Source organism: Arsenophonus nasoniae, from assembly GCF_004768525.1.
GTDB lineage: Bacteria > Pseudomonadota > Gammaproteobacteria > Enterobacterales > Enterobacteriaceae > Arsenophonus > Arsenophonus nasoniae.
Genome location: NZ_CP038613.1, coordinates 1,303,345 through 1,322,354 on the forward strand (window position 1 = coordinate 1,303,345; position 19,010 = coordinate 1,322,354).

Genomic DNA, 19,010 nt, shown 5'->3' on the forward strand with positions numbered 1-19,010 from the left:
TGTCCCTAAAGATATTAATACAAAAAGGTTGTTACGGTCGTTACGGTTGTTACACCTACGAGTGCCAAAAACATTGCCGTTCACAACAGGAGCGAAAAGATCATGAGCAGAGACATTGAGAAAATACTACTCCACTGGGGCGGGTGGTGTGCGGGTAATCCGTATGCCTCGGTGAGCTGGCTGTCAGTGGCTTCCGGCTTTAGTCGCCTCATGCCGTTTACAGGCGCAAATCGCTTATCGTGCAGTGATGCGGATGGGCTGGTGATTGATGTGTGCGTCAGTCGCCTTAACACGGTGGGGATGGCGAGAGAGTTGAATTATATCGAGGATTATTACATCAGGGGGATATCGAAGCGTGCTATTGCGCGAAAGTTTGCGGTACGCGAGGATGAGGTGCGAAAAAGAATGCAAATTGCGGAAGGATTTGTTCTAGGATGCCTAGAAACCCTTGATATTCAATTAGATATCGACATATTGTACAAATATCATACAAACGGTTATCAAACACTAGTGCGGCCGCAAAAGGTATGCTAAAGTGCCCATGATGAATTTTTGCGTCCAGCAGAAATGTACGCTGATAAATAAAACCTCGATTAATTATTTTTTTTTGCTCACCTCGCTTTTGCGAGGTTTTTTGTTTTACGCCACCGCAATACTCACAAATTGAATACGCAAAAATAGCACCCATTGAGGTGTTTTTTTTTGTTTTAGGGATGAGTCATTAACAATATCCAGGAACTGGATAATTTATAACAATAGCAAAAAAGAGAAATTTTATGACTAAAACATTAAACCTTGAATTACATCCCTCTAGCGTCAAACCTGGTACAAAAGAATACCCCCGTCAATATCTTATCGTTAACAGTGCAGATTACTATAACCAGGTAGTCGGGACTTTTGACTCAGCCGGCAAGTTCCTCTATTTCCAAGGCTGGGATAACGGTGAGTATGTCACCTTTAAACCAAGAGATTATGCTTATTGGGCGGTGTTACCTGCCAAAAAACCTGAATAAGCTTTAAAAATAAGCCACCGCAATACTCACACAAACAATCATTAAAACGAGTAAGGCGGCTGGCTCCCTGTTCAAAACAAAGCAATAGAACCCTCACAAGGAGAATATTCCCATGAGTGACCTCATTAATAAGACAATTTTAATCGAAGAGGGTTTAACCATATGCAAACCCTCAATCTATGCACTGAGCATTATAGACGATAAGCAGTCAGGGAAGTTAGTACGAATATCGCATAGCGGAAATAACATTATTGAGTTTCCACTAACGGAAATACAGTGTAGAGCATTGGCAAGAAAACTCATGGATTAATTAAACTTTTTAAGTCATCCAACCAATCACTTAAAGCAATGGAACCCTCAGTGGGAGGGTATATGCGCATGTCTGAAAAATATTCAACACCTGCTGCCTATCTGTGGGGCATTATGACCACCATCGGTGGCGTTACAACAACGATTTTTGATTTTTTAACCCTTGACCAGTGGGTTGCAGTGATGGGTATCGGCTGCACGATAGGGACATTTTTAATCAACGTGTACTACCGCCGAAGGGAGTACAAACTCAAAGAGCGTCAGTATGAAGATACCGAAAAAAATAGTGATGGCAACGGGCGGTAGTGCGTTGTTTCTGGCCTCAAGCATGATAACGCATTTCGAAGGATTAAGACTTAATCCCTATTTTGACGGTGGCGGTGTGCTTTCTGTTTGCTACGGGCATACCGGCAACGATATTGAGCGTAACCGGACGTACACGCAAAAAGACTGCGATAAATGGCTTGATGACGATTTAAAAGCGGTAAAACGTTACGTTGACCCACTGATTAAGGTCAGTATCAATACACTCACTCAGGCAGCCCTTTACTCATTTGCATACAACGTGGGCGTGGGGAATTTCGCTAAATCCACGTTACTCAAAAAGCTCAACGCTGATGACCGAAAAGGCGCTTGTGATGAAATGAGACGATGGGTTCATGTTGATGGTAGAAAATGGAAAGGGTTAATGAACCGGCGGGAAATTGAGAGCGTAATATGTTATGGAGACCTGTCACACCCATCTTGATAATCATTGTTGGATTGATGATTTATCTCAGCGTTGTCTTATCAAACTACAAAAATCTGAAAACACAATACCACACACTAAAACAGCAATATCACGCACAAATTGAAGCGGTGAAATTACAACAGCAAAAAATCGATGCTTTACACCAACTCGATATTCAACACACCGAGGAACTGAACAATGCCAACGCTGAACTGGATAAGCTGCATGATGCTGTTCGCGCTGGCACTCAGCGGTTGCGCGTCAACGCCGTGTGTCGTACATCCAAAATCGTTACCACCAAGAGCCGATATGATGAAGCCACCTCACAATTTAGCGAAGCAGCTCGACAAGATTATTTCCGTCTCAGAAAGATGATGATTGAGAACGAAAAACAGACGGAATATTTACAGCAGTACATCAAGACACAGTGTAGTGGTTAATTTTGATTTATTTTAAGCGTAAAAATAGTTTTATATCTGCCACCTGTTTTAATAATAAATTGTATGCCTCATCCGTTCTGGATTTTTCATGCTTGAGCTGATTAAAAGTCGATTGATATTGACAAATTAAAGCTTCGAAGCGTTTCTGTTGTCTTTTAGATAACCGTCGCATTAAGCATGTTATGGCAGATTCTGGTAAGAGGAATGCAGTAGTAAAACCCCGTTGTTCAAACCATGACTGCATATAATCAAAATAGTCAATTATGGGTTCAGCACGTTCATTAAACTCTTGTCTTTTATCTCTACCTATGGCGTGTTTGTTACCAATATATAAGCCCAAAAAGAATGTTAATAAACTAATCAGAGGTGAGTAAAGTTGCAGGATTTTTATCAAATCATTCATGAATATTGGTGGCTCCTTTATCCAATAATTACGTTTATTTTTGGCTTGCTATGTGGGGTTTAACAGGTTGGCCACCATTCAGTTGGAAATAATTATTAAAGATTACCATTAATTTGAAATAGGTGAGCTATGTCTGAAAAAAATGCACCAGAAATTAGAGTAAGAATAAAGGCTGATGATAGTGATCTCATTAAATTAGAAGATCGCTTGGAACGTATTGCTAATTTGATGCAACAAATGGGGTCAATTAACGAAGAGAAAACATATCCAGCCAGTTTGCAAATGGCAGTACAAGAGGCTTGTAATATAGGTGCTCGAGAAGGCGCGAAAAAAGCAAGAGATAAACAAATCAATGATGAAAAAGAGACATCGATAAAATTATCAAAACTGTTTATTAGGGGTGTGTTTAAAGGCTATGCACTTACCGTTAATGGCAAGATACTCTCTAATCAGGAATCGACGGTTATAGAGAGTAAACCGCAGGAAATTCCACGTGTTAAGGCCTCTTTCATTGTGACTGATGAGATGCTAGTTGATGCGCCTGATATATATTTAAAATCAGCAGAAGAAGTGAATGCTTAAGGAGGACTATGCCGCCACGTATTCCTCGTGCCTGTCGCAAACCCGGTTGTGCCAAGACAACAACTGAATGCAGTGGGTACTGTGACGCACATCGAAACCAAAGTTGGAAAGATTATCAACAAGGTAAAAGCCGTCATCAGCGTGGCTATGGTACAAAGTGGGATCATCTCCGTAAAAAAATATTAAAACGTGATAAATTTTTGTGTCAGGGATGTTTAGTTGAAGGGCGATTGATAACCGCAACCACCGTTGACCATATTCTCGCAAAAGCAACAGGCGGCAATGATGCAGAAAGTAACTTGCAAGCGTTATGTTGGCCATGCCATCGCACGAAGACCGCAAGAGAAAAGCGAGGGAGGGGCGGGTAAAATCGCTCCCTCTTTTACCTTTGGGAACCGCCGATTTGCCTTTTTTTACACCACCGCAGGTTAGAAAACCTTTTTATAGGTATCCCAATTGCGCGATTAATAGGAATTTTAAATTATGTCTGGACCCCCAAAAACACCGACACATCTACGTTTGATAAGGGGTAATCCTTCAAAAAGGGCAATTAATAAAAATGAGCCAAAACCCGAAAAAGGGGTTCCCCCAACACCAAAACACTTTAACAAGCAAGAACGCTACTGGTTTAAGGTTCTTTGCGAACGGCTAGATGCGATAGGCGTTATTACTGCTATCGATGGTATGGCTTTGGAATTGCTGGTTGGGGCGTATGTCGAATGGCGAAAACATCGAGATGTTATTGACAAAGAAGGCGAGACCTACAAGACAACATCCACTGACGGCAACGTCATGATCCGTCCACATCCGCAAGTTGCCATGATGGCCGATGCGTGGAAGCGCATTTGCAGAATGCAAGCTGAATTCGGCATGACCCCCGCTAGCAGGTCAAAAGTAAACGGTAAGGCTTCAAACGAAATAGATCCGTTTGTCGAATTTTTGAAAAGCAGGATAGACTAATGGCAAAAGTAGCGGAAGGCATTAGCTATGCACAACGCGCTGTGTCGGGTGATATCATCGCGTGTGAATATGTACGATTGGCGTGTCAACGCTTTTTGAATGACCTTGAGCATGGTGAAGAACGGGGTATCTATTTTAGCTTCCCCCGCGCACAACATATCCTTAATTTCTATCAGTTTGTGCCCCATGTAAAAGGTAATCTTGCCGGTCAAACTATAAAATTGATGGATTGGCATATTTTTATCCTAATCAATATTTTTTGATTTGTTATCCCTTTAGTCGATGAACAAACGGGGGAAAGGGTAATCCGTAATGATGGCAGTGGACGAGTCGTGATGGTCAGACGTTTTCGTACCGCCTATAACGAAGTTGCCCGTAAGAATGCCAAATCAACGCTTTCTTCAGGTATTGCACTTTATATGACCGGATCAGACGGCGAAGGTGGCGCAGAGGTTTATTCAGCCGCCACGACTCGTGATCAGGCTCGCATTGTCTTTGAAGATGCAAAAAACATGATAAGGAAGGCTAAACATACCCTTGGTCAATGTTTTGAGTTCAATAAATTAGCGATTTATCAAGAAGTCACCGCTTCAAAATTCGAACCACTATCCAGCGATGCAAATAATTTGGACGGGTTAAATATCCATTGCGGTATTGTCGATGAACTGCACGCACACAAAACGCGTGATGTTTGGGACGTATTAGAGACGGCAACAGGTGCAAGATTACAATCCTTGCTCTTCGGTATTACCACCGCTGGATTTAATAAAGAAGGCATATGCTACGAATTACGCGATTATGCCATCAAGGTTTTACAGGGGCAGGTTGAAGACGATTCCTTCTTTGGCATTATTTATACCCTAGACAAGAAAGATGATCCGTTTGACGAGAAGATGTGGCAAAAAGCCAATCCTGGATTAGGTATTTGCAAGCGATGGGATGATATGCGCCGCCTTGCAAAAAAAGCACAGGAGCAGGTTTCAGCTAGGACGAATTTTATAACAAAGCACGCCAACGTTTGGGTGAGTGCAGAGTCAGCCTGGATGGATATGCTCAAATGGACAGATCTCTCTGCTGTCGCCCCAATGCACGAGCTAAAAACCTATCCGATGTGGGTCGGTGTTGATTTGGCTAACAAAATTGATATTTGTGCGGCCGTCAAAGTCTGGCAGGCAAACAATGGTCATGTTCATACTGATGCCAGGTTCTGGCTGCCAGAGGACAGGCTAGCGCGTTGTTCTCGACAAATTGCAGAACTCTATCGGAAATGGTCAGCGATGGGGGTATTAACCCTGACTGATGGTGAAGTGGTTGATCACAATCAAATCAAAGAGGAAATCATTACGTGGGTCTCAGGACAAACATTAAAAGAAATAGGATTTGATCCCTGGAGTGCAACGCAATTTGGCTTATCACTCGCAGAAGAAGGCCTACCACTGGTTGAAGTTTCTCAAACAGTCAGAAATCTGTCAGAAGCAATGAAAGCAGTGGAAGCATTGGTATATGCCGGTAAATTGCACCACAACCAGCACCCTGTAATGAACTGGATGATGTCTAATGTGACGGTAAGACCTGACAAGAATGACAACATCTTCCCAAATAAGTCAACGGCAGAAGCTAAGATTGATGGCCCTTGTGCGCTTTTTACCGCAATGAGTCGATTATTAGTCAATGGGGGGAACCATCAACCTTCGCTTTCTGAAATTATTAGTTCCCACGGACTGAGATCGCTTTAAGGATCACACAATGACATTAACACTGCTTTCATTTATCACAGGCATTATTGGTGCCATTTTATTGGCTTTCGGTGCCTGGTTATTGCTGCCCGCCGCTGGTTTTATTGTTGGCGGTATTCTTTGTTTACTGTGGTCATTTTTGGTTTCGTACATGATGAGTCGAAAAATCAAACAATAAGAGGCATTATGTTTTTTCCAGGACTTTTTAGCAAAAAAAGTGACATAACTTCACAGGAACTTGGTCATCTGGTGGGGCTTTCTTACGATACTTACGCCGGTCGTAGAGTCAGTCCTAGGTTGGCTATGCAGCTAACCGCGGTATTTAGCTGTGTCAGAGTATTAGCAGAATCTGTCGGCATGCTGCCTTGTGCCCTGTATGAACGAACGACACAATGCAATCAACGCGCCACGAAAGAAAGGCTTCATCAGCTATTATCAGCAAAACCAAATGGGTATATGACTTCACAAGAGTTTTGGGAATTATTAATAACGAGTTTGTGTCTGAGGGGCAATTTTTATGCCTATAAGGTTAAGGCCTTAGGCGAAGTGGTTGAGTTACTTCCATTAAGTCCTGACAGTGTCGCACCAACGCTAAATCCTCAATGGGGTATTGAATATCAAGTCACGTTGCCAGATGGAACAAGCCGTATTCTGAGTCAGGATGAAATATGGCATGTTCGCATTTTTACATTGGATGGATTAATAGGGTTGAGTCCAATTGCGTATGCACGTCAAGCCATCGGTCTTGGACTAGCAACAGAAGAGCATGGCTCACGTCTATTTGGAAATGGGGCAGTGACAAGTGGGGTTTTACAAACGGAACAATATTTGACAGATGACGCTTATGAGCGATTAAAAAATGACTTTGAAGTCCGCCATCAAGGCCTTGAGAATGCGCATAAACCGATGATCCTTGAAATGGGATTGAAGTGGCAACAAATTAGTTTGTCAGCGGAGGATGCTCAATTTTTGGAAACGCGCAAGTTTCAACTGGAAGAAATCTGCCGTATTTTTCGCGTTCCGTTGCACATGGTGCAAAATACAGATAGAGCCACGTTTAATAATATTGAGAATCTGGGTATTGGTTTTATCAACTATTCGCTGGTTCCTTATCTAACGCGCATTGAACAGCGAATAAATATCGGGTTAATCGCTGAAAAAAAACAGAAAAATTTTTATGCTAAGTTCAATACTGGGGCGTTATTACGTGGTGATATGAAATCACGGTTTGCAGCTTACGCAACGGGAATTAATTGGGGAATTTATTCCCCAAATGAATGCCGCGAACTGGAGGAGCTTAACCCCCGTGAAGGCGGTGATATTTATTTAACGCCGATGAACATGACAACAAAACCCAGTCTTACCGAGTTTAGCGAGGATAAATCGAATGACAATAATGATAAAACAGCGGTTTGATATGCCGCTGAGTCTAAAATCAGTGACTGAATCGGGTGAGTTTTCCGGCTATGGTTCTGTTTTTGGGGTAAAAGATAGTTTTGATGACATCGTAATGCGAGGCGCATTTGAAACATCACTAACGCATTGGCGATGTAAAAATAGTTTTCCTGCCCTTCTTTGGCAGCACCGCATGGATGAACCGATAGGGGTCTATACCGAAATGTGGGAGGATGAAAGAGGGTTATTTGTCAAAGGAAAATTGCTCATTGAAGATGACCCTTTAGCCAAGCGAGCCCATGCGCACATGAAGGCCGGATCACTATCCGGCCTTTCTATTGGGTATGTGCTTAAAGATGGCGAATACGAACGCACTAAAGGGGTCTTTTTGATTAAAGAGATAGATTTATGGGAGGTGAGTTTAGTGACCTTTCCAGCGAATGATGAAGCGAGGATTAATACGATCAAATCAGTATTTGCGCAAGGTCAAATTCCCGCACCAAAAGAGATTGAACGAGTCCTGCGTGATGTTGGACTTTCTCGAACACAAGCAAAAAAATTCATGGCGGAAGGCTACCTTGCTTTGTCTCAGCGAGACGTTGAAACCGATCTGTTAGCGGCCTTGAAATCCATTATATTTTAAAAGATAAGGGTAAATTATGCCAATAGACAAGAAAGATGTTGAACTGGTAGCACAAGAGCTACAAAACCGATTTAACGAATTTAAAGAAAAAAATGATAAACGTATTGAAGCTATTGAAGCGCAGAAGGGTAAGCTATCGGAAAATGTTGAAACACTGAATGCTAAACTCAGTGAACTCGATGCGTTAAAATCCTCGCTTGAAGAAGAATTAGTGGCGTTAAAACGTCCTGAGGCAATGAAAAGCAGCCAGAGTATAAATGATCATAAATTGGCTTTTTCGCTGTTCATCCGCAAAGGTAAAGAAGAGGGACTCGCTGAACTTGAAAAAAAAGCCATGCAGACGACCACAGACCCTGACGGGGGGTATGCAGTACCTGAGGAATTAGACCGCAATATCATCAAGGCGTTGGGGGATGAAATTGTGATGCGCCAGGAATGTCAGGTATTAACGGTTGGTACCCCCGATTATAAAAAGTTAATTAATAAAGGCGGAACGACAAGTGGTTGGGTCGGTGAAACGGATAAGCGTCCGGAGACATCGACATCGAAATTAGGGGTTATTGAACCTGTCTGGGGTGAAATTTATGGTAATCCAGCTGCTACCCAAAGAATGCTTGATGATAGTTTTTTTAATGTTGAACAATTTATCGTGTCAGAATTGACGCAGGAGTTTGCTCAACAGGAAGAACAGGCATTTACATCCGGTGATGGTCAAAAAAAACCGAAAGGATTGTTAGCCTATGGGAGCGATGAAAAGCGGATATGGAACGTGAATGGGGAACGCTGCAACACCTGATGCTTAAAAAACCATCAGAAATTACCGCTGATGAAATCATGCAACTCATTTATACCTTGCGTAAACCTTATCGTACTAATGCCCGGTTTATGATGAATAATAAGACATTATTTCAGGTAAGAACATTAAAAGATTCACAAGGTAATTATTTGTGGCAACCTGGTTTGCAGTTAGGACAACCCTCCGCTTTATTGGGTTACGGTATTGCAGAAAATGAACAGTTTGCGGATTTAGGTGCGGGCAATGTTCCGGTTGCTTTTGGTAATTTTAAACGTTGCTATACCATTTTAGATCGTATTGGTGTCAGGGTATTGAGAGATCCCTATACCAATAAACCGTTTGTTCATTTTTATACGACAAAAAGAGTAGGTTCTATGTTAGTGGATAGTAATGCGATTAAATTATTGAAGGGCAAAGCCAGTGGAGCAGGTGGTTAATTTAAGAGGGGCAATATGCCCCTTTTGCAAAAGTTGAGGTTTGGCATGTTACCTACGCTTGATGATTTACATCTTCAGTGTCGTATTGATACGGATGAGGAAGATGCGCTTTTATTGATGTACCTTGCCGCTGCCAAAGAAAAGCAGAAAACTACCTTAACCGTTCATTATCTGATTCAGAGAAAATACGCAAAACGCAACCCAATTAGTGATAACGCCGTTGATTAAACAGGCATTGATATTGGCGGTAGGCTTTTGGTATGACACGCGGGAGTTAAAAGAATTCCCCTGGATTTTACGAAATTTTAAACGATTATAGGATATACCCGATGAGAGGGAAGGATGTTAGCCGCCGAATTAATAAACGCATTACCTTGTATCGGCCTATCACAAAATATCGTCCTTTGGGCGATCCGTATACTGAAATGGAAGCGGTTAACACCGTTTGGGCGCATGCGGAGTCGATATCTAATCGGAAAATTCGCACGGCTGATCAAGAACAGGTCATTGAAACTTTACGTTTTACGTTAAGGCCAAGAAACGATATTGATATTGATTGGCTGGTTGAATATCGGCAACGTCGCTTTACCGTCAGAGCATTAGATCGTAATCAACCTGATCGACTCATTATTACCACAGAAGCAAATATCCGCCATGATAGAAAATGATATTAAAAGACTTAAGCCGTATTACGGGATTAGATGCTTTCCCCTTCAACTTCCTTCAAAACAGCTTGAAGGGTCATTTATCAGCGTATCAGTGATCCGAAAGTATTTACGGGGTTAGCAAAACAACGCTCGTACAGGCGCGATATCAGATAACAGTTCAGTTACTCAATGATTATGAAAAGCCCTCTGGCTAAGCGAAAAATCAAGGAGGAATGGGAAAAATTGAACACGGTTATCTGGGTGACTATCCGGTACAACATGTTGAACGCGGTAACTTAATTCAGGACAGGGAAGAACTGACAGAAAACCGTATATGCTATCGGATCACGCGTGATTTTATTTTGACCTATGCCGAGGATGCTAAATGAGAAATCGAGTAGAAGTGAAAGGATTAAGCGATCTTGAATCGGTATTAAAAAAATTAGGCGATGAAGTTGCGGTTAAGGTTTTACGAAAAGCAGGGAGTGAAGTAATGAACCCGTGCTCGCCGATATGAAAGCCCATGCGGGTTTTGATGCGAGGCATTCAGGCGAGCATATGCGAGATAGCATTAAAATACGCACAACAGCAGAATAAAGGAAAAACTCAAACCGTCGTCACAGTGGAGTTGGCCCTTGATGAAAGCACGCGCAAGAGTTTGGCACAGTTAAACAGATAGCGCGATCGACCCGCATTGGATTATCACCGTGAATTTATCCTTAATACCTTAGCATCAGAAATTCGCGCCAGCATTGAAAACATCGTTAATACAATAGGAAATACTATGGCTGAAAAGAAAAGTTCGCCGGAATACGCTAAGTTACCCGAAAATACCGTGGTTAAATTTGGCAAAGTGGGGATGCAGTGACTGCAATGAAACTTCTGGATACCTGTAGAGCAATAGGCGCAACAGGATTAACAGGAAGCTTTATAGACTGCACATTACTTGACACCAACAAACAATATATAGCCGATTTACCGGAAGGGCCGGAAAAGACGCTAGGTTTTATCGATGACCCCGAAAATGAAGATTTTACTGAATTTTTAAATTTGGCACAAAATAGAGAAACCGTTCAGCTTTATATTGAGCTACCCAATAAACGGACAGCCACGATGATCTTGGCCCTGTCAGGCTGGGAGATGAATGAGATTAGTGCGCCAGCAAGTGAAGTCATTCAAATTACGGTAAAGGAAACAGAATAATCTCACCTGGGGAACAGTACCCCAAAGCCTTAACCGCCGATGCGACAAAATTCACGGCGGATAGCACCAAGAGGAAAGTAAACTGATGGCAGAAATCAAAAAAATCAATATTGGCACAAAACCGGATGATGGAACGGGTGATACTTTACGTGATGCTTTTAGTAAAACCAATGACAACTTTGAAGCACTTAATACCTTACCCGAAAAGGGATAAGGGCGATAAAGGAGAAAAAGGCGAACCCGGTAAGGATTTGTCATCAGAACTTGATGCGCTCACCAAACGTGTCAGAGCATTAGAAGAAAAGAATAAGGTAAATAGCATGTCATCACTTAAATCACGTTTATTAGCACCGGATAGTTATGTTGAAAAACACGCTATTTTTGATGTTGATGTTTATCTGCGCCGCTTAACCATTGCAGAGCTAGATACCTATGAGCAAGCGTTAAAACAGGCGCAAGACAGTGGCTCTAACACACAGGCAAGTATTGCGGGAGCAAACCTGATTTTGCAAACGATTTGCGATAAAGCAGGGCAACCCTTACCCACAGAAGAATTGCCCACCGCAGAGGAATTAATTGCTACCAAATCCACGCAATCATTGATTGAAGCCCTCAAGTTTGTTCAGCAATTTAGCTGTGGCAGTCTGGATGGCGCTAAAAAAAACTAACCGACTCCGCTCGCTTACGCTTTATTTTCCAACTGGCTGATAGATGGGGTCAACCTGACCCGCGTAAAATCGCCGCTTTACCGAACGAAATATTGACGCACTGGCAAGCGTTTTTCTGCTGGAAAGTGAACTCAAAGGCGCAGATATTACGGAAAATGAAGTCATTGCACATAATGATGTTAATCAACAATGTAATAACGTTATGAGGGTTTTAAATGGCTGATGTCGCAAGTCTGGCCGTAGCGTTACATTTGAATTCTGCTAGTTTTAAATCGCAAATTCATGATGCTTATAGTTCTGCGGCTAATGAATCTAAAATTTGCTCAGCAGATTGAATCTGGCTCAAGTCAAAGTGAACGTGCAGTGACAAGGATGTCAAATCAGATAAGAAAATCCAGTGGACAGGCAGCAGTTGGCTTTGGAAATTTGCATCATGTGTTAACGGAGCTGGTTTCTGGCAGCAATGTTGCTGCCAGTACGATTTCAAATGCGTTAGTACCCGCTTTTGAACGATTGTTTGGTGCTACGCATGGCACGACTTTCGATACTCAACGGCAGATGGCGAAAGAAGCCGCGCAAAGTGCGGTAGATTATGCACAGTCTAGCATTGAAGCGGCCAAAGCAGATGCCACCAGAGCACAGCAGGGATTAAAAACCGCGCAAGTAATGAAAGCACAGGCCATCGCGCAGCGTGAACAGGCGTTTGCCTCTGATGAATACCTTGAAAAAATGCGCGCGGTCAACGCCCAAAATGGACTGAATACGGCTGAAATTGAAAAGGCATATGCGGCGCAAAATGCGGCAAACGCCAGAACGATCGCCGAAGCAAATCTGGCTGAAGTCAGCGCAAATCAAAAGCTGCCGCCGCTTCTGCGCAATTAACGACAGCGCAAGCAGCGGAAACGACGGGCACGCGACAATTAGCTTTAGCCAAGCAGCAGCTTGCCGTTGCAAATACTGAGTTGTCCGCTTTGCAGCGCGTAACCGGAGGAATAACGGGCGCTTTCAGTAACCTTATTAATCTCATGGGTGGGCCGCTCAATGTTGGCTTGATGGCAACCGCAGGGTCAGTATTTTATTTGTATTCGCAGTTTAAGGAAGCGGAAGAAAGGCAGAAGTCTTTTTATGCAGCCATTCAAAAAGGCGGATTATTTTTATCGACAACAACGGTTGAATTGAATCTGTTAGCAGATCGACTAGGCGGGACAGCCGAAGCCTATAAAGCGGTGACTTCTGCCGCAAGTGCAGGGTTTAGCGGTAAGCTACTGGAAGACGTGGCGGAGTTTGGGGCTCAACTTGAGGAGTCGGGCGGTAGCGTCGATATGTTGGTCAGCAAGCTATCGGCAATCGGTGACCAACCGTTAAAAGCCTTGCGAAATTACGCGGCTGAGGGTGTGGTATTAACGCAATCGATTTACGAGCAAATTGCTGCCTTGGAAAGACGGGGACAAATTGAAGAAGCCAAAGCGCTTGCAAGAAATGCCTACGAAAAACAGAATCAGGAAAATACTAAAGAAAGCGAGCGCTTAACGCAGGCGCATAAAAGATCACTCGATGATCTGACCGGTAGTTTTAACGTGTTAATGGCGGCATCAACGCAAAGTCTGACACTGTATAATCAGGTGTTGCAAAAAGAAAAGGACAAGGAAAATGCGATTTATGCTAGGCAACTGGAAGAACGCAAAGCACAAATTAAAACTGAAAGTCAGTTCGCCATTCATACCATCGAAACCGCTGCACAAATTAATGCGGCCATTAATGCGGGTAAAGATCCGCTGAAAGAAAGAGCCAGAATTCAGCAGGAAATCAACCAACGCTATAAAGAGGGTAGTTTAACATTAAATGAGTACACCCAAGCGCTTAAAGGACTCGACAAACTGTACGCCTCCCCGCAAAAAACGTCCGGGGAAACCCTTGATGCGGGGCGTCAGCGAATTGAGCAACTGCAACAACAAACAGCGACCTTACAAGCGCAGTTAATGGAAAATGAAAAACTCCTCGATTCAGAACGGAAATTGGCAGCCTTTGAGCAAGAAATCACTCGATTAAAAGGGCGAACGCTGAATGCATCACAGAAGAGTGTGTTAGCGCATGCGGATGAAATTCGTACACAGTTGCAAATCAATGCCGGATTAGAGCGTGAATTACAGTTAAAAGCATTAAGGCAACGATTTGCAGATCAGGATTTTGAAATCACAAAACGTACGACTCAAATGCAGCAGGAAGCCCAAAATCAGATTCTGCAAATGACGATGCCCAAAGTGGATTATGACTTGATGCTTGAAGAACAACGCGTCAGGGATGACTTTCGTAATCGGCGATATCAGCTTGATAAGGAAGTTTCAGATAAGACCTCACAACTTTATGCAGAACGGACGCAGTTTTTAGCGCAAGAAGAACAAAAACAGATTGAGATAGTGAGAGCTGCTGCATTAAGTAAGGCGAAGGTGGCGCAAGATGGGGGGAAAGGCGTAGCCAAAGGCTGGCAGGATTTCGGTGCGGAAACAGAAAACGTGTTTGATAACATGCGTAATATCACTAAAAACGCTTTCGATGGTATGTCAAATACCCTGGCAGACTTTGTGACCACAGGTAAATTTAATTTTTCTGATTTTGCGCAATCGGTGGTCAATGATATAACGCGCATGATTGTTAAAATGATGATATTTAAAGCGTTGGAGTCAAGTTTGGGTGGTTCTGGTCTTGGCAGTTTTCTTGGCATAAGAGCCAATGCACTGGGCGGTGTTTATCGTTCGTCAGGGTTAAGTGCCTATAGTAATCGTGTTGTGGATTCGCCGACGTTATTCCCATTTGCCAAAGGAATCGGGTTAATGGGTGAAGCGGGCCTGAAGCCATTATGCCGTTAACTCGAGGGCGTGATGGTTCGCTGGGTGTCAAAGCAGTCGGTGGCTCATCAGAGACCCAAGATGTAAGCACTATCCATATTCATCAGGTTATCAATGTGACCGGTAATGGCGATAAAGTCATTGGAGAAATAACCCAACGCGCAGCAAAACAGGGAGCAGATGATGCTCTCGCACGCATTCAGCGAGATTTTGCGACTAATGGACGTATACGGAAACTTTTAGGGAGTTAACTGATGGCATCGGTTATTGAATGGCCAAAAGAGGTTGTGCCTTCATCAATGAATTGGCAACTAGTTAGTAATAGTAAAACCTTTGTTTCAACTTTTACCGGCAGCGCACAAACGGTCAGATATCCCGGTAGCCGCTGGCGGTGTAGCTTAACTTTCAATAACCTGACTGAGACTAAGTCGCGTGAACTTGAAGCATTGACTGCTGAACTTGACGGCGAAAGTGGTCGGGTTAAAATTAGTCACTGGATACGACAAGGATTGGTGGAAAGAGGTGTTCCAGCAATTCGTACCGCAAACCAAACCGGCAGGATATTGCTTACCGAGGCTGGAAAAAAATTTAATTGTCATCAGAAAAGGGATTATTTAACGATTGGCGATGAGCTGAAAATAGTTACGGATAATGTCTTCAGTGATACTAACGGTAATGCGTCAATTCCCATTTCACCGATGCTGCGATATGCGCCAAAAGTTAATGATAAATTAGAAACCCTGTCACCGTTTGGCATTTTAAACTGACGACTAATGATCAGGGTAGTTTTCAGTATCGTCCAGGCGTGTTTACTCATGTTACTTTGGAGTTTGAGGAGGCGCTTTACTGATGTTATACCATCCTTTTTTCTAACAACATGGTTAAAGCGATTAATGACGGATATGAATTAGTAATGGCTGCAAGATTAGATTTTAAGTCAGGGGTAGCTAGAAATCATACCGGTGTTGGCAATATCATTATTGCGGGTGAAGTTTACGAGGGTGTTGGAAAATTCGGTGCAGTTGAAAATGTAAAAGAGGAAAATACAACCAGTCCACAGCAATTAATATTATCCCTTTCTGGCTTTGACTCGATGCTGGTCGGTGATGTGATGAATGAACGCAGTCGCGGCAGAAATGTTCGTTTAATGTTGATTGCCATCAATCTGGAAGGAAAGCCTGCGATTGCTGAGGTGATTTTTGCCGGACAGATTTCGCATATTGGCGTTTCGAGCGGTGAAGAAAATGCAGTAGCGGTGACCGTATCCAATCGTTTTGAACGTTGGTCGATGGGGCTACCGGACAGATTCACGGATGAGTCATGGCGCAAACGGAAAAGTGACGACCGTATCTTCAGATATGTGGCGCAAATGGCTGAGCGGGCGATTTATTGGGGTGGTAAAAAGGATTCACCGGGGTTTGTTTATAAGTAAATAATTTCAAATATATCTATTTTGAAATAGATTTTAAATGTAATACGAATAAACTTATATGATAATTTGCGATACGCAATGCAAATTATGTTGCTTTGTTTTAATCATTTATTTTTAGTAATAGCAGGAAAAAAATGAAAAAAATATTATTGATATCATCGATAGCTTCTATTCTTACATTTATCGCATTTAGCGCTAATGCGGAAGGAAATAATACCCTATCAATGGGTTATGCGCAAAGTAACATTAAGGTCAGTGTTGGTGATGTAAATTTTGACCTTAATGATAGTGCAAAAGGTTTCAATATTAAAGCCCGTCATGAGTTCAATGATAACTGGGGTGTGATGGGTTCATTTGCTTATACGCATAAAGGTTATTATTTTTCTGATTATTCAACCGTCGATATCGATTACTACTCACTCAGTGTCGGGCCCGCTTATCGTTTTAATGAATATATGAGTGCGTATGGCTTAATTGGTATTGCACATGGTAAAGCGAAAGTAAAAACATTTAATGATAGCGAAAGTGGTTCTGAAAGCAGATTAGTTGGTGGTGTTGGTTTGCAATTTAATCCAGTGGAAAATATTGCCATTGATGCCTCTTATGAATACACCAGATTCGGTGATTTTAAAGTCGGCACCTGGATGCTTGGTGCAGGTTTCCGGTTCTAAATTTTAATTGATATCAAAATGCGACATAAAAATTGGGTAACCAGATTACCCCAAACTTTAAGGGCGGCGATGAGTCGCCCTTTTTCATGGGGTGAGCATGACTGCTGTTTATTTACGGCTGACTGCGTAATAGCTATTTGTGACTTTGATCCGTGTTCATCCGTTCGGGGGCGTTATAACAGCAAAGCGAGTGCATTTCGGCTATTGAAAAATGAATTTGGCACACTTCAGTATTTCTGGGGGCTGTTTTTCAATGTGCTCCAGGATGGGGAAGCAGGACGGGGGGACATTGTGATGTTTGATGGTGATGAGGGGTTGACCATGGGAGTCATTTGGGCGGGTAAAATCTGGGCAGTTACTGACCATGGCGCAAGACCGGTTGATAAAAAAATCGTGATGGCATGGAGGGTGACGTAATGCCAGGCAGCATTGGAAACTCGATTACCGGTATTATTGGTGCCGGATTAATGATAGCGGGCGTAATTGCTACCGGTGGATTGGGGTTGGGGTTAATTGCGGCGGGTCTTGCCGTTCAAACGGCGGGATCATTGTTGTTCCAACAAAAGCCGCCTGATCCTGCGCGCGATCAAGCCGAACGTAAGCAAATATTACGTTCGGCGTCCGCATCAGAAGTTGTCATCATGGGTAAAACAGTCTGTTCAGGATTACTCTTTTTTGCTGAAACTAAAAAAGTTAAAATTCCAGTTATAGGCGGAATAAATTACATACTCTATATGGCCATTGCACTGGCCGGACATAAAATCAGTCGTGTTGGTCGCATCTGGTTTAATGATGATCTGATAGATTCTTTTGGTAAAGCGGCTGAGTACGAACTGCATAACGACAGGAAAGATGCCGATCCTTATTTACTCAGAGGCTCCTAGCTGGAAAAAGGATATGATTGGCAGGGGCTGGCATGGTTAAGATTTACCCTTTACCATGATGATGAGAAGTACCCACAAGGTATCCCTAATATAAAAGTTGAAATTTGGGGCAAAGAGATTTTGATCCAAGAACCCATAAAACGACATGGAGCAATAATGGGGCACTGGTTATTCTTGATTACTATCGTCGTTACTTAAAGGTACCGGATACCGATATTGATTTTCGGCGTTTAAAGTAGCGGCTGACTTGTGTGATGAGTCGACTAAAACGGCGGATGGTACTGAACCCCGCTATACCCTGAACGGTGCTTATGATTTATCCGAGTCACCCGCCTCAGTGCTAGATAATATGCACAAATGCATTGCGGCAGAACCCACTTATATCGCGGGTAAGCACGGCATTTTAATGCAGTCTTATAACGGACCGGCTACTTTGCGTATTGAAGCCAACCAAATCATTGATACCGTCAATATTACCCTGAATTGTCCCTGCGCGAAGCGACTAATGCGATATACGGTACGTTTATTGATGCTGAGCAACAATATATCAAAACAGATTTCCGCCGGTGATTGTACAGGAGTGGGTTGATGAAGACGGGCTGGAAATTAAAGAAAATATCGATTATCGCTTTGTCACCAGTCCTTATCAGGCACAGCGTTTAGCCAATCTTTATTTACGCAAAAAGCGCGCGGGTCGCAGGGTTCAGCTTACCATGAATCTGGATGGTTATGCTTATCGGCCTGGTGATGTTGTTTTGCTTAACTTACCCAGTCTTGGTATTAAGGATGCTGAATTTCGTATAGCAGAGTGGAAATTTCACCCGCAAGAGGGCGTAGAAATTCTGTTAGAGGAAGACGGTGCTTATATTTACGAAGATATTATCGGTAAACCTTCTAAAGCCCCGCCGTTTACTGAATTACCCATAGGAGTCGCCCCACCTATAAATCTGGCTTTTGTGCCAACGACGATTGGCGATGTTGTACAGGGTTATTTGAGCTGGGAAAACACCGCAGCAGATGTTCGGTATAACACCGTTAATGTTATTGAAAATGGTCAGGTCATACAGACAATTCAGGTTCCAGGAGAGCGGGTTGATATTGCAGGGCTACCGAGAGGCACTTACCGTGCTGAAGTCAGATCAGTTGACGCGGCTGGCGCAATTTCTCAGCCTACTATTCTTGATTTTGCGATTGAAGCGCCGCCCTCCTGTTAGC

29 protein-coding genes and 3 pseudogenes are annotated in these 19,010 nt (G+C 42.9%); 31 read left to right on the forward strand and 1 reads right to left on the reverse strand.

The genetic code is table 11. From position 1 onward, the window contains the following. The first annotated feature begins 102 nt into the window (after positions 1 to 102). The 5 genes from ArsFIN_RS06315 to ArsFIN_RS06335 all read left to right on the forward strand — a co-directional run bounded on the left by ArsFIN_RS06315 (position 103) and on the right by ArsFIN_RS06335 (position 2,492). The gene (locus ArsFIN_RS06315) at positions 103 to 534 is read left to right on the forward strand and encodes an antiterminator Q family protein (RefSeq protein ID WP_210409071.1); all 432 of its coding nucleotides are present in this window, start codon (positions 103 to 105) and stop codon (positions 532 to 534) included. 242 nt (positions 535 to 776) lie between these two features. Then, positions 777 to 1,013, forward strand: a complete 237-nt coding sequence (locus ArsFIN_RS06320) for a hypothetical protein (RefSeq protein ID WP_034250608.1) — start codon at positions 777 to 779, stop codon at positions 1,011 to 1,013. Positions 1,014 to 1,385: 372 nt separating this feature from the next. Further along, positions 1,386 to 1,628: a phage holin family protein gene (locus tag ArsFIN_RS06325; protein ID WP_135677578.1), complete on the forward strand. Its 243-nt coding sequence runs from the start codon at positions 1,386 to 1,388 to the stop codon at positions 1,626 to 1,628. Further along, positions 1,588 to 2,070: a lysozyme gene (locus tag ArsFIN_RS06330; protein WP_135677579.1), complete on the forward strand. Its 483-nt coding sequence runs from the start codon at positions 1,588 to 1,590 to the stop codon at positions 2,068 to 2,070. Before ArsFIN_RS06325 ends, ArsFIN_RS06330 begins: the two co-directional genes overlap by 41 nt. After that, positions 2,040 to 2,492, forward strand: coding sequence for a lysis protein (locus ArsFIN_RS06335; protein WP_135677580.1), 453 nt, complete (start codon positions 2,040 to 2,042; stop codon positions 2,490 to 2,492). Before ArsFIN_RS06330 ends, ArsFIN_RS06335 begins: the two co-directional genes overlap by 31 nt. Positions 2,493 to 2,499: 7 nt before the next feature. On the opposite strand, the gene ArsFIN_RS06340 is transcribed toward ArsFIN_RS06335, so the two are convergent. Next, positions 2,500 to 2,895 carry a hypothetical protein gene (locus ArsFIN_RS06340; protein WP_135677581.1) on the reverse strand — a complete coding sequence of 132 codons (396 nt, stop codon included), beginning with the start codon at positions 2,893 to 2,895 and terminating at the stop codon, positions 2,500 to 2,502. Between the two features lie 129 nt (positions 2,896 to 3,024). Between ArsFIN_RS06340 and ArsFIN_RS06345 the strand changes: the two genes are divergently transcribed. The 26 genes and pseudogenes from ArsFIN_RS06345 to ArsFIN_RS27250 all read left to right on the forward strand — a co-directional run bounded on the left by ArsFIN_RS06345 (position 3,025) and on the right by ArsFIN_RS27250 (position 19,009). Continuing rightward, a complete protein-coding gene (locus tag ArsFIN_RS06345; protein ID WP_135677582.1) occupies positions 3,025 to 3,477 on the forward strand; it encodes a hypothetical protein in 453 nt (150 codons plus the stop codon). Between the two features lie 8 nt (positions 3,478 to 3,485). Then, positions 3,486 to 3,845 (forward strand): HNH endonuclease, encoded by a 360-nt coding sequence (locus ArsFIN_RS06350; protein WP_135677546.1) that lies wholly within the window; start codon positions 3,486 to 3,488, stop codon positions 3,843 to 3,845. Positions 3,846 to 3,960: 115 nt separating this feature from the next. Beyond that, positions 3,961 to 4,437 (forward strand): phage terminase small subunit P27 family, encoded by a 477-nt coding sequence (locus ArsFIN_RS06355; RefSeq protein WP_135677583.1) that lies wholly within the window; start codon positions 3,961 to 3,963, stop codon positions 4,435 to 4,437. Further along, positions 4,437 to 6,173: pseudogene (locus ArsFIN_RS06360) on the forward strand (terminase large subunit). The gene ArsFIN_RS06355 and the pseudogene ArsFIN_RS06360 overlap by 1 nt, the downstream one beginning before the upstream one ends. A 10-nt stretch (positions 6,174 to 6,183) precedes the next feature. After that, complete coding sequence (locus ArsFIN_RS26250) at positions 6,184 to 6,351, forward strand: hypothetical protein (RefSeq protein ID WP_167876667.1); 168 nt, start codon at positions 6,184 to 6,186, stop codon at positions 6,349 to 6,351. 8 nt (positions 6,352 to 6,359) lie between these two features. Then, positions 6,360 to 7,589 carry a phage portal protein gene (locus ArsFIN_RS06365; protein WP_135677584.1) on the forward strand — a complete coding sequence of 410 codons (1,230 nt, stop codon included), beginning with the start codon at positions 6,360 to 6,362 and terminating at the stop codon, positions 7,587 to 7,589. Then, on the forward strand, positions 7,561 to 8,211 hold the full coding sequence (locus ArsFIN_RS06370) for an HK97 family phage prohead protease (RefSeq protein ID WP_135677585.1): 651 nt from the start codon (positions 7,561 to 7,563) through the stop codon (positions 8,209 to 8,211). Before ArsFIN_RS06365 ends, ArsFIN_RS06370 begins: the two co-directional genes overlap by 29 nt. A 16-nt stretch (positions 8,212 to 8,227) precedes the next feature. Then, positions 8,228 to 9,444 (forward strand): annotated as a pseudogene (locus ArsFIN_RS06375) (phage major capsid protein). 15 nt (positions 9,445 to 9,459) lie between these two features. Next, entirely contained in the window at positions 9,460 to 9,672 is a 213-nt protein-coding gene (locus ArsFIN_RS06380) for a phage head-tail connector protein (RefSeq protein WP_246067352.1), read from the forward strand. Between the two features lie 101 nt (positions 9,673 to 9,773). Further along, entirely contained in the window at positions 9,774 to 10,112 is a 339-nt protein-coding gene (locus ArsFIN_RS06385; RefSeq protein WP_135677586.1) for a phage head closure protein, read from the forward strand. A gap of 212 nt (positions 10,113 to 10,324) precedes the next feature. After that, positions 10,325 to 10,480 (forward strand): hypothetical protein, encoded by a 156-nt coding sequence (locus ArsFIN_RS27235; RefSeq protein ID WP_246067353.1) that lies wholly within the window; start codon positions 10,325 to 10,327, stop codon positions 10,478 to 10,480. Next, a complete protein-coding gene (locus ArsFIN_RS28760) occupies positions 10,477 to 10,608 on the forward strand; it encodes a hypothetical protein (protein WP_407062025.1) in 132 nt (43 codons plus the stop codon). The genes ArsFIN_RS27235 and ArsFIN_RS28760 overlap by 4 nt, the downstream gene beginning before the upstream one ends. A gap of 267 nt (positions 10,609 to 10,875) precedes the next feature. After that, a pseudogene (locus ArsFIN_RS06400) lies at positions 10,876 to 11,358 on the forward strand (phage tail protein). Between the two features lie 21 nt (positions 11,359 to 11,379). Continuing rightward, entirely contained in the window at positions 11,380 to 11,508 is a 129-nt protein-coding gene (locus ArsFIN_RS28150) for a hypothetical protein (RefSeq protein WP_276489416.1), read from the forward strand. Continuing rightward, on the forward strand, positions 11,474 to 11,962 hold the full coding sequence (locus tag ArsFIN_RS06410; RefSeq protein ID WP_210409100.1) for a hypothetical protein: 489 nt from the start codon (positions 11,474 to 11,476) through the stop codon (positions 11,960 to 11,962). Before ArsFIN_RS28150 ends, ArsFIN_RS06410 begins: the two co-directional genes overlap by 35 nt. Positions 11,963 to 12,244: 282 nt before the next feature. Then, positions 12,245 to 12,844, forward strand: a complete 600-nt coding sequence (locus ArsFIN_RS06420; RefSeq protein WP_135677587.1) for a hypothetical protein — start codon at positions 12,245 to 12,247, stop codon at positions 12,842 to 12,844. An 89-nt stretch (positions 12,845 to 12,933) separates the two neighbouring features. Next, entirely contained in the window at positions 12,934 to 14,829 is a 1,896-nt protein-coding gene (locus ArsFIN_RS06425) for a phage tail tape measure protein (RefSeq protein ID WP_167876668.1), read from the forward strand. Next, entirely contained in the window at positions 14,820 to 15,059 is a 240-nt protein-coding gene (locus tag ArsFIN_RS06430) for a hypothetical protein (RefSeq protein WP_135677589.1), read from the forward strand. Before ArsFIN_RS06425 ends, ArsFIN_RS06430 begins: the two co-directional genes overlap by 10 nt. 3 nt (positions 15,060 to 15,062) lie before the next feature. Beyond that, entirely contained in the window at positions 15,063 to 15,575 is a 513-nt protein-coding gene (locus ArsFIN_RS06435; protein ID WP_246067354.1) for a hypothetical protein, read from the forward strand. Between the two features lie 110 nt (positions 15,576 to 15,685). Continuing rightward, on the forward strand, positions 15,686 to 16,240 hold the full coding sequence (locus ArsFIN_RS06440) for a hypothetical protein (RefSeq protein WP_246067356.1): 555 nt from the start codon (positions 15,686 to 15,688) through the stop codon (positions 16,238 to 16,240). Positions 16,241 to 16,374: 134 nt separating this feature from the next. Further along, positions 16,375 to 16,911, forward strand: coding sequence for an Ail/Lom family outer membrane beta-barrel protein (locus ArsFIN_RS06445; RefSeq protein WP_135677590.1), 537 nt, complete (start codon positions 16,375 to 16,377; stop codon positions 16,909 to 16,911). Between the two features lie 69 nt (positions 16,912 to 16,980). Then, entirely contained in the window at positions 16,981 to 17,328 is a 348-nt protein-coding gene (locus ArsFIN_RS06450; protein WP_246067188.1) for a DUF6950 family protein, read from the forward strand. Next, a complete protein-coding gene (locus ArsFIN_RS27240) occupies positions 17,313 to 17,795 on the forward strand; it encodes a hypothetical protein (protein WP_135677592.1) in 483 nt (160 codons plus the stop codon). The genes ArsFIN_RS06450 and ArsFIN_RS27240 overlap by 16 nt, the downstream gene beginning before the upstream one ends. A gap of 104 nt (positions 17,796 to 17,899) precedes the next feature. Next, positions 17,900 to 18,034, forward strand: coding sequence for a hypothetical protein (locus tag ArsFIN_RS28155; protein ID WP_276489390.1), 135 nt, complete (start codon positions 17,900 to 17,902; stop codon positions 18,032 to 18,034). A gap of 8 nt (positions 18,035 to 18,042) precedes the next feature. Next, on the forward strand, positions 18,043 to 18,384 hold the full coding sequence (locus ArsFIN_RS27245) for a hypothetical protein (protein ID WP_135677593.1): 342 nt from the start codon (positions 18,043 to 18,045) through the stop codon (positions 18,382 to 18,384). Next, the gene (locus ArsFIN_RS27250) at positions 18,362 to 19,009 is read left to right on the forward strand and encodes a phage tail protein (protein WP_135677594.1); all 648 of its coding nucleotides are present in this window, start codon (positions 18,362 to 18,364) and stop codon (positions 19,007 to 19,009) included. Before ArsFIN_RS27245 ends, ArsFIN_RS27250 begins: the two co-directional genes overlap by 23 nt. The last annotated feature ends 1 nt before the right edge of the window (position 19,010 follow it).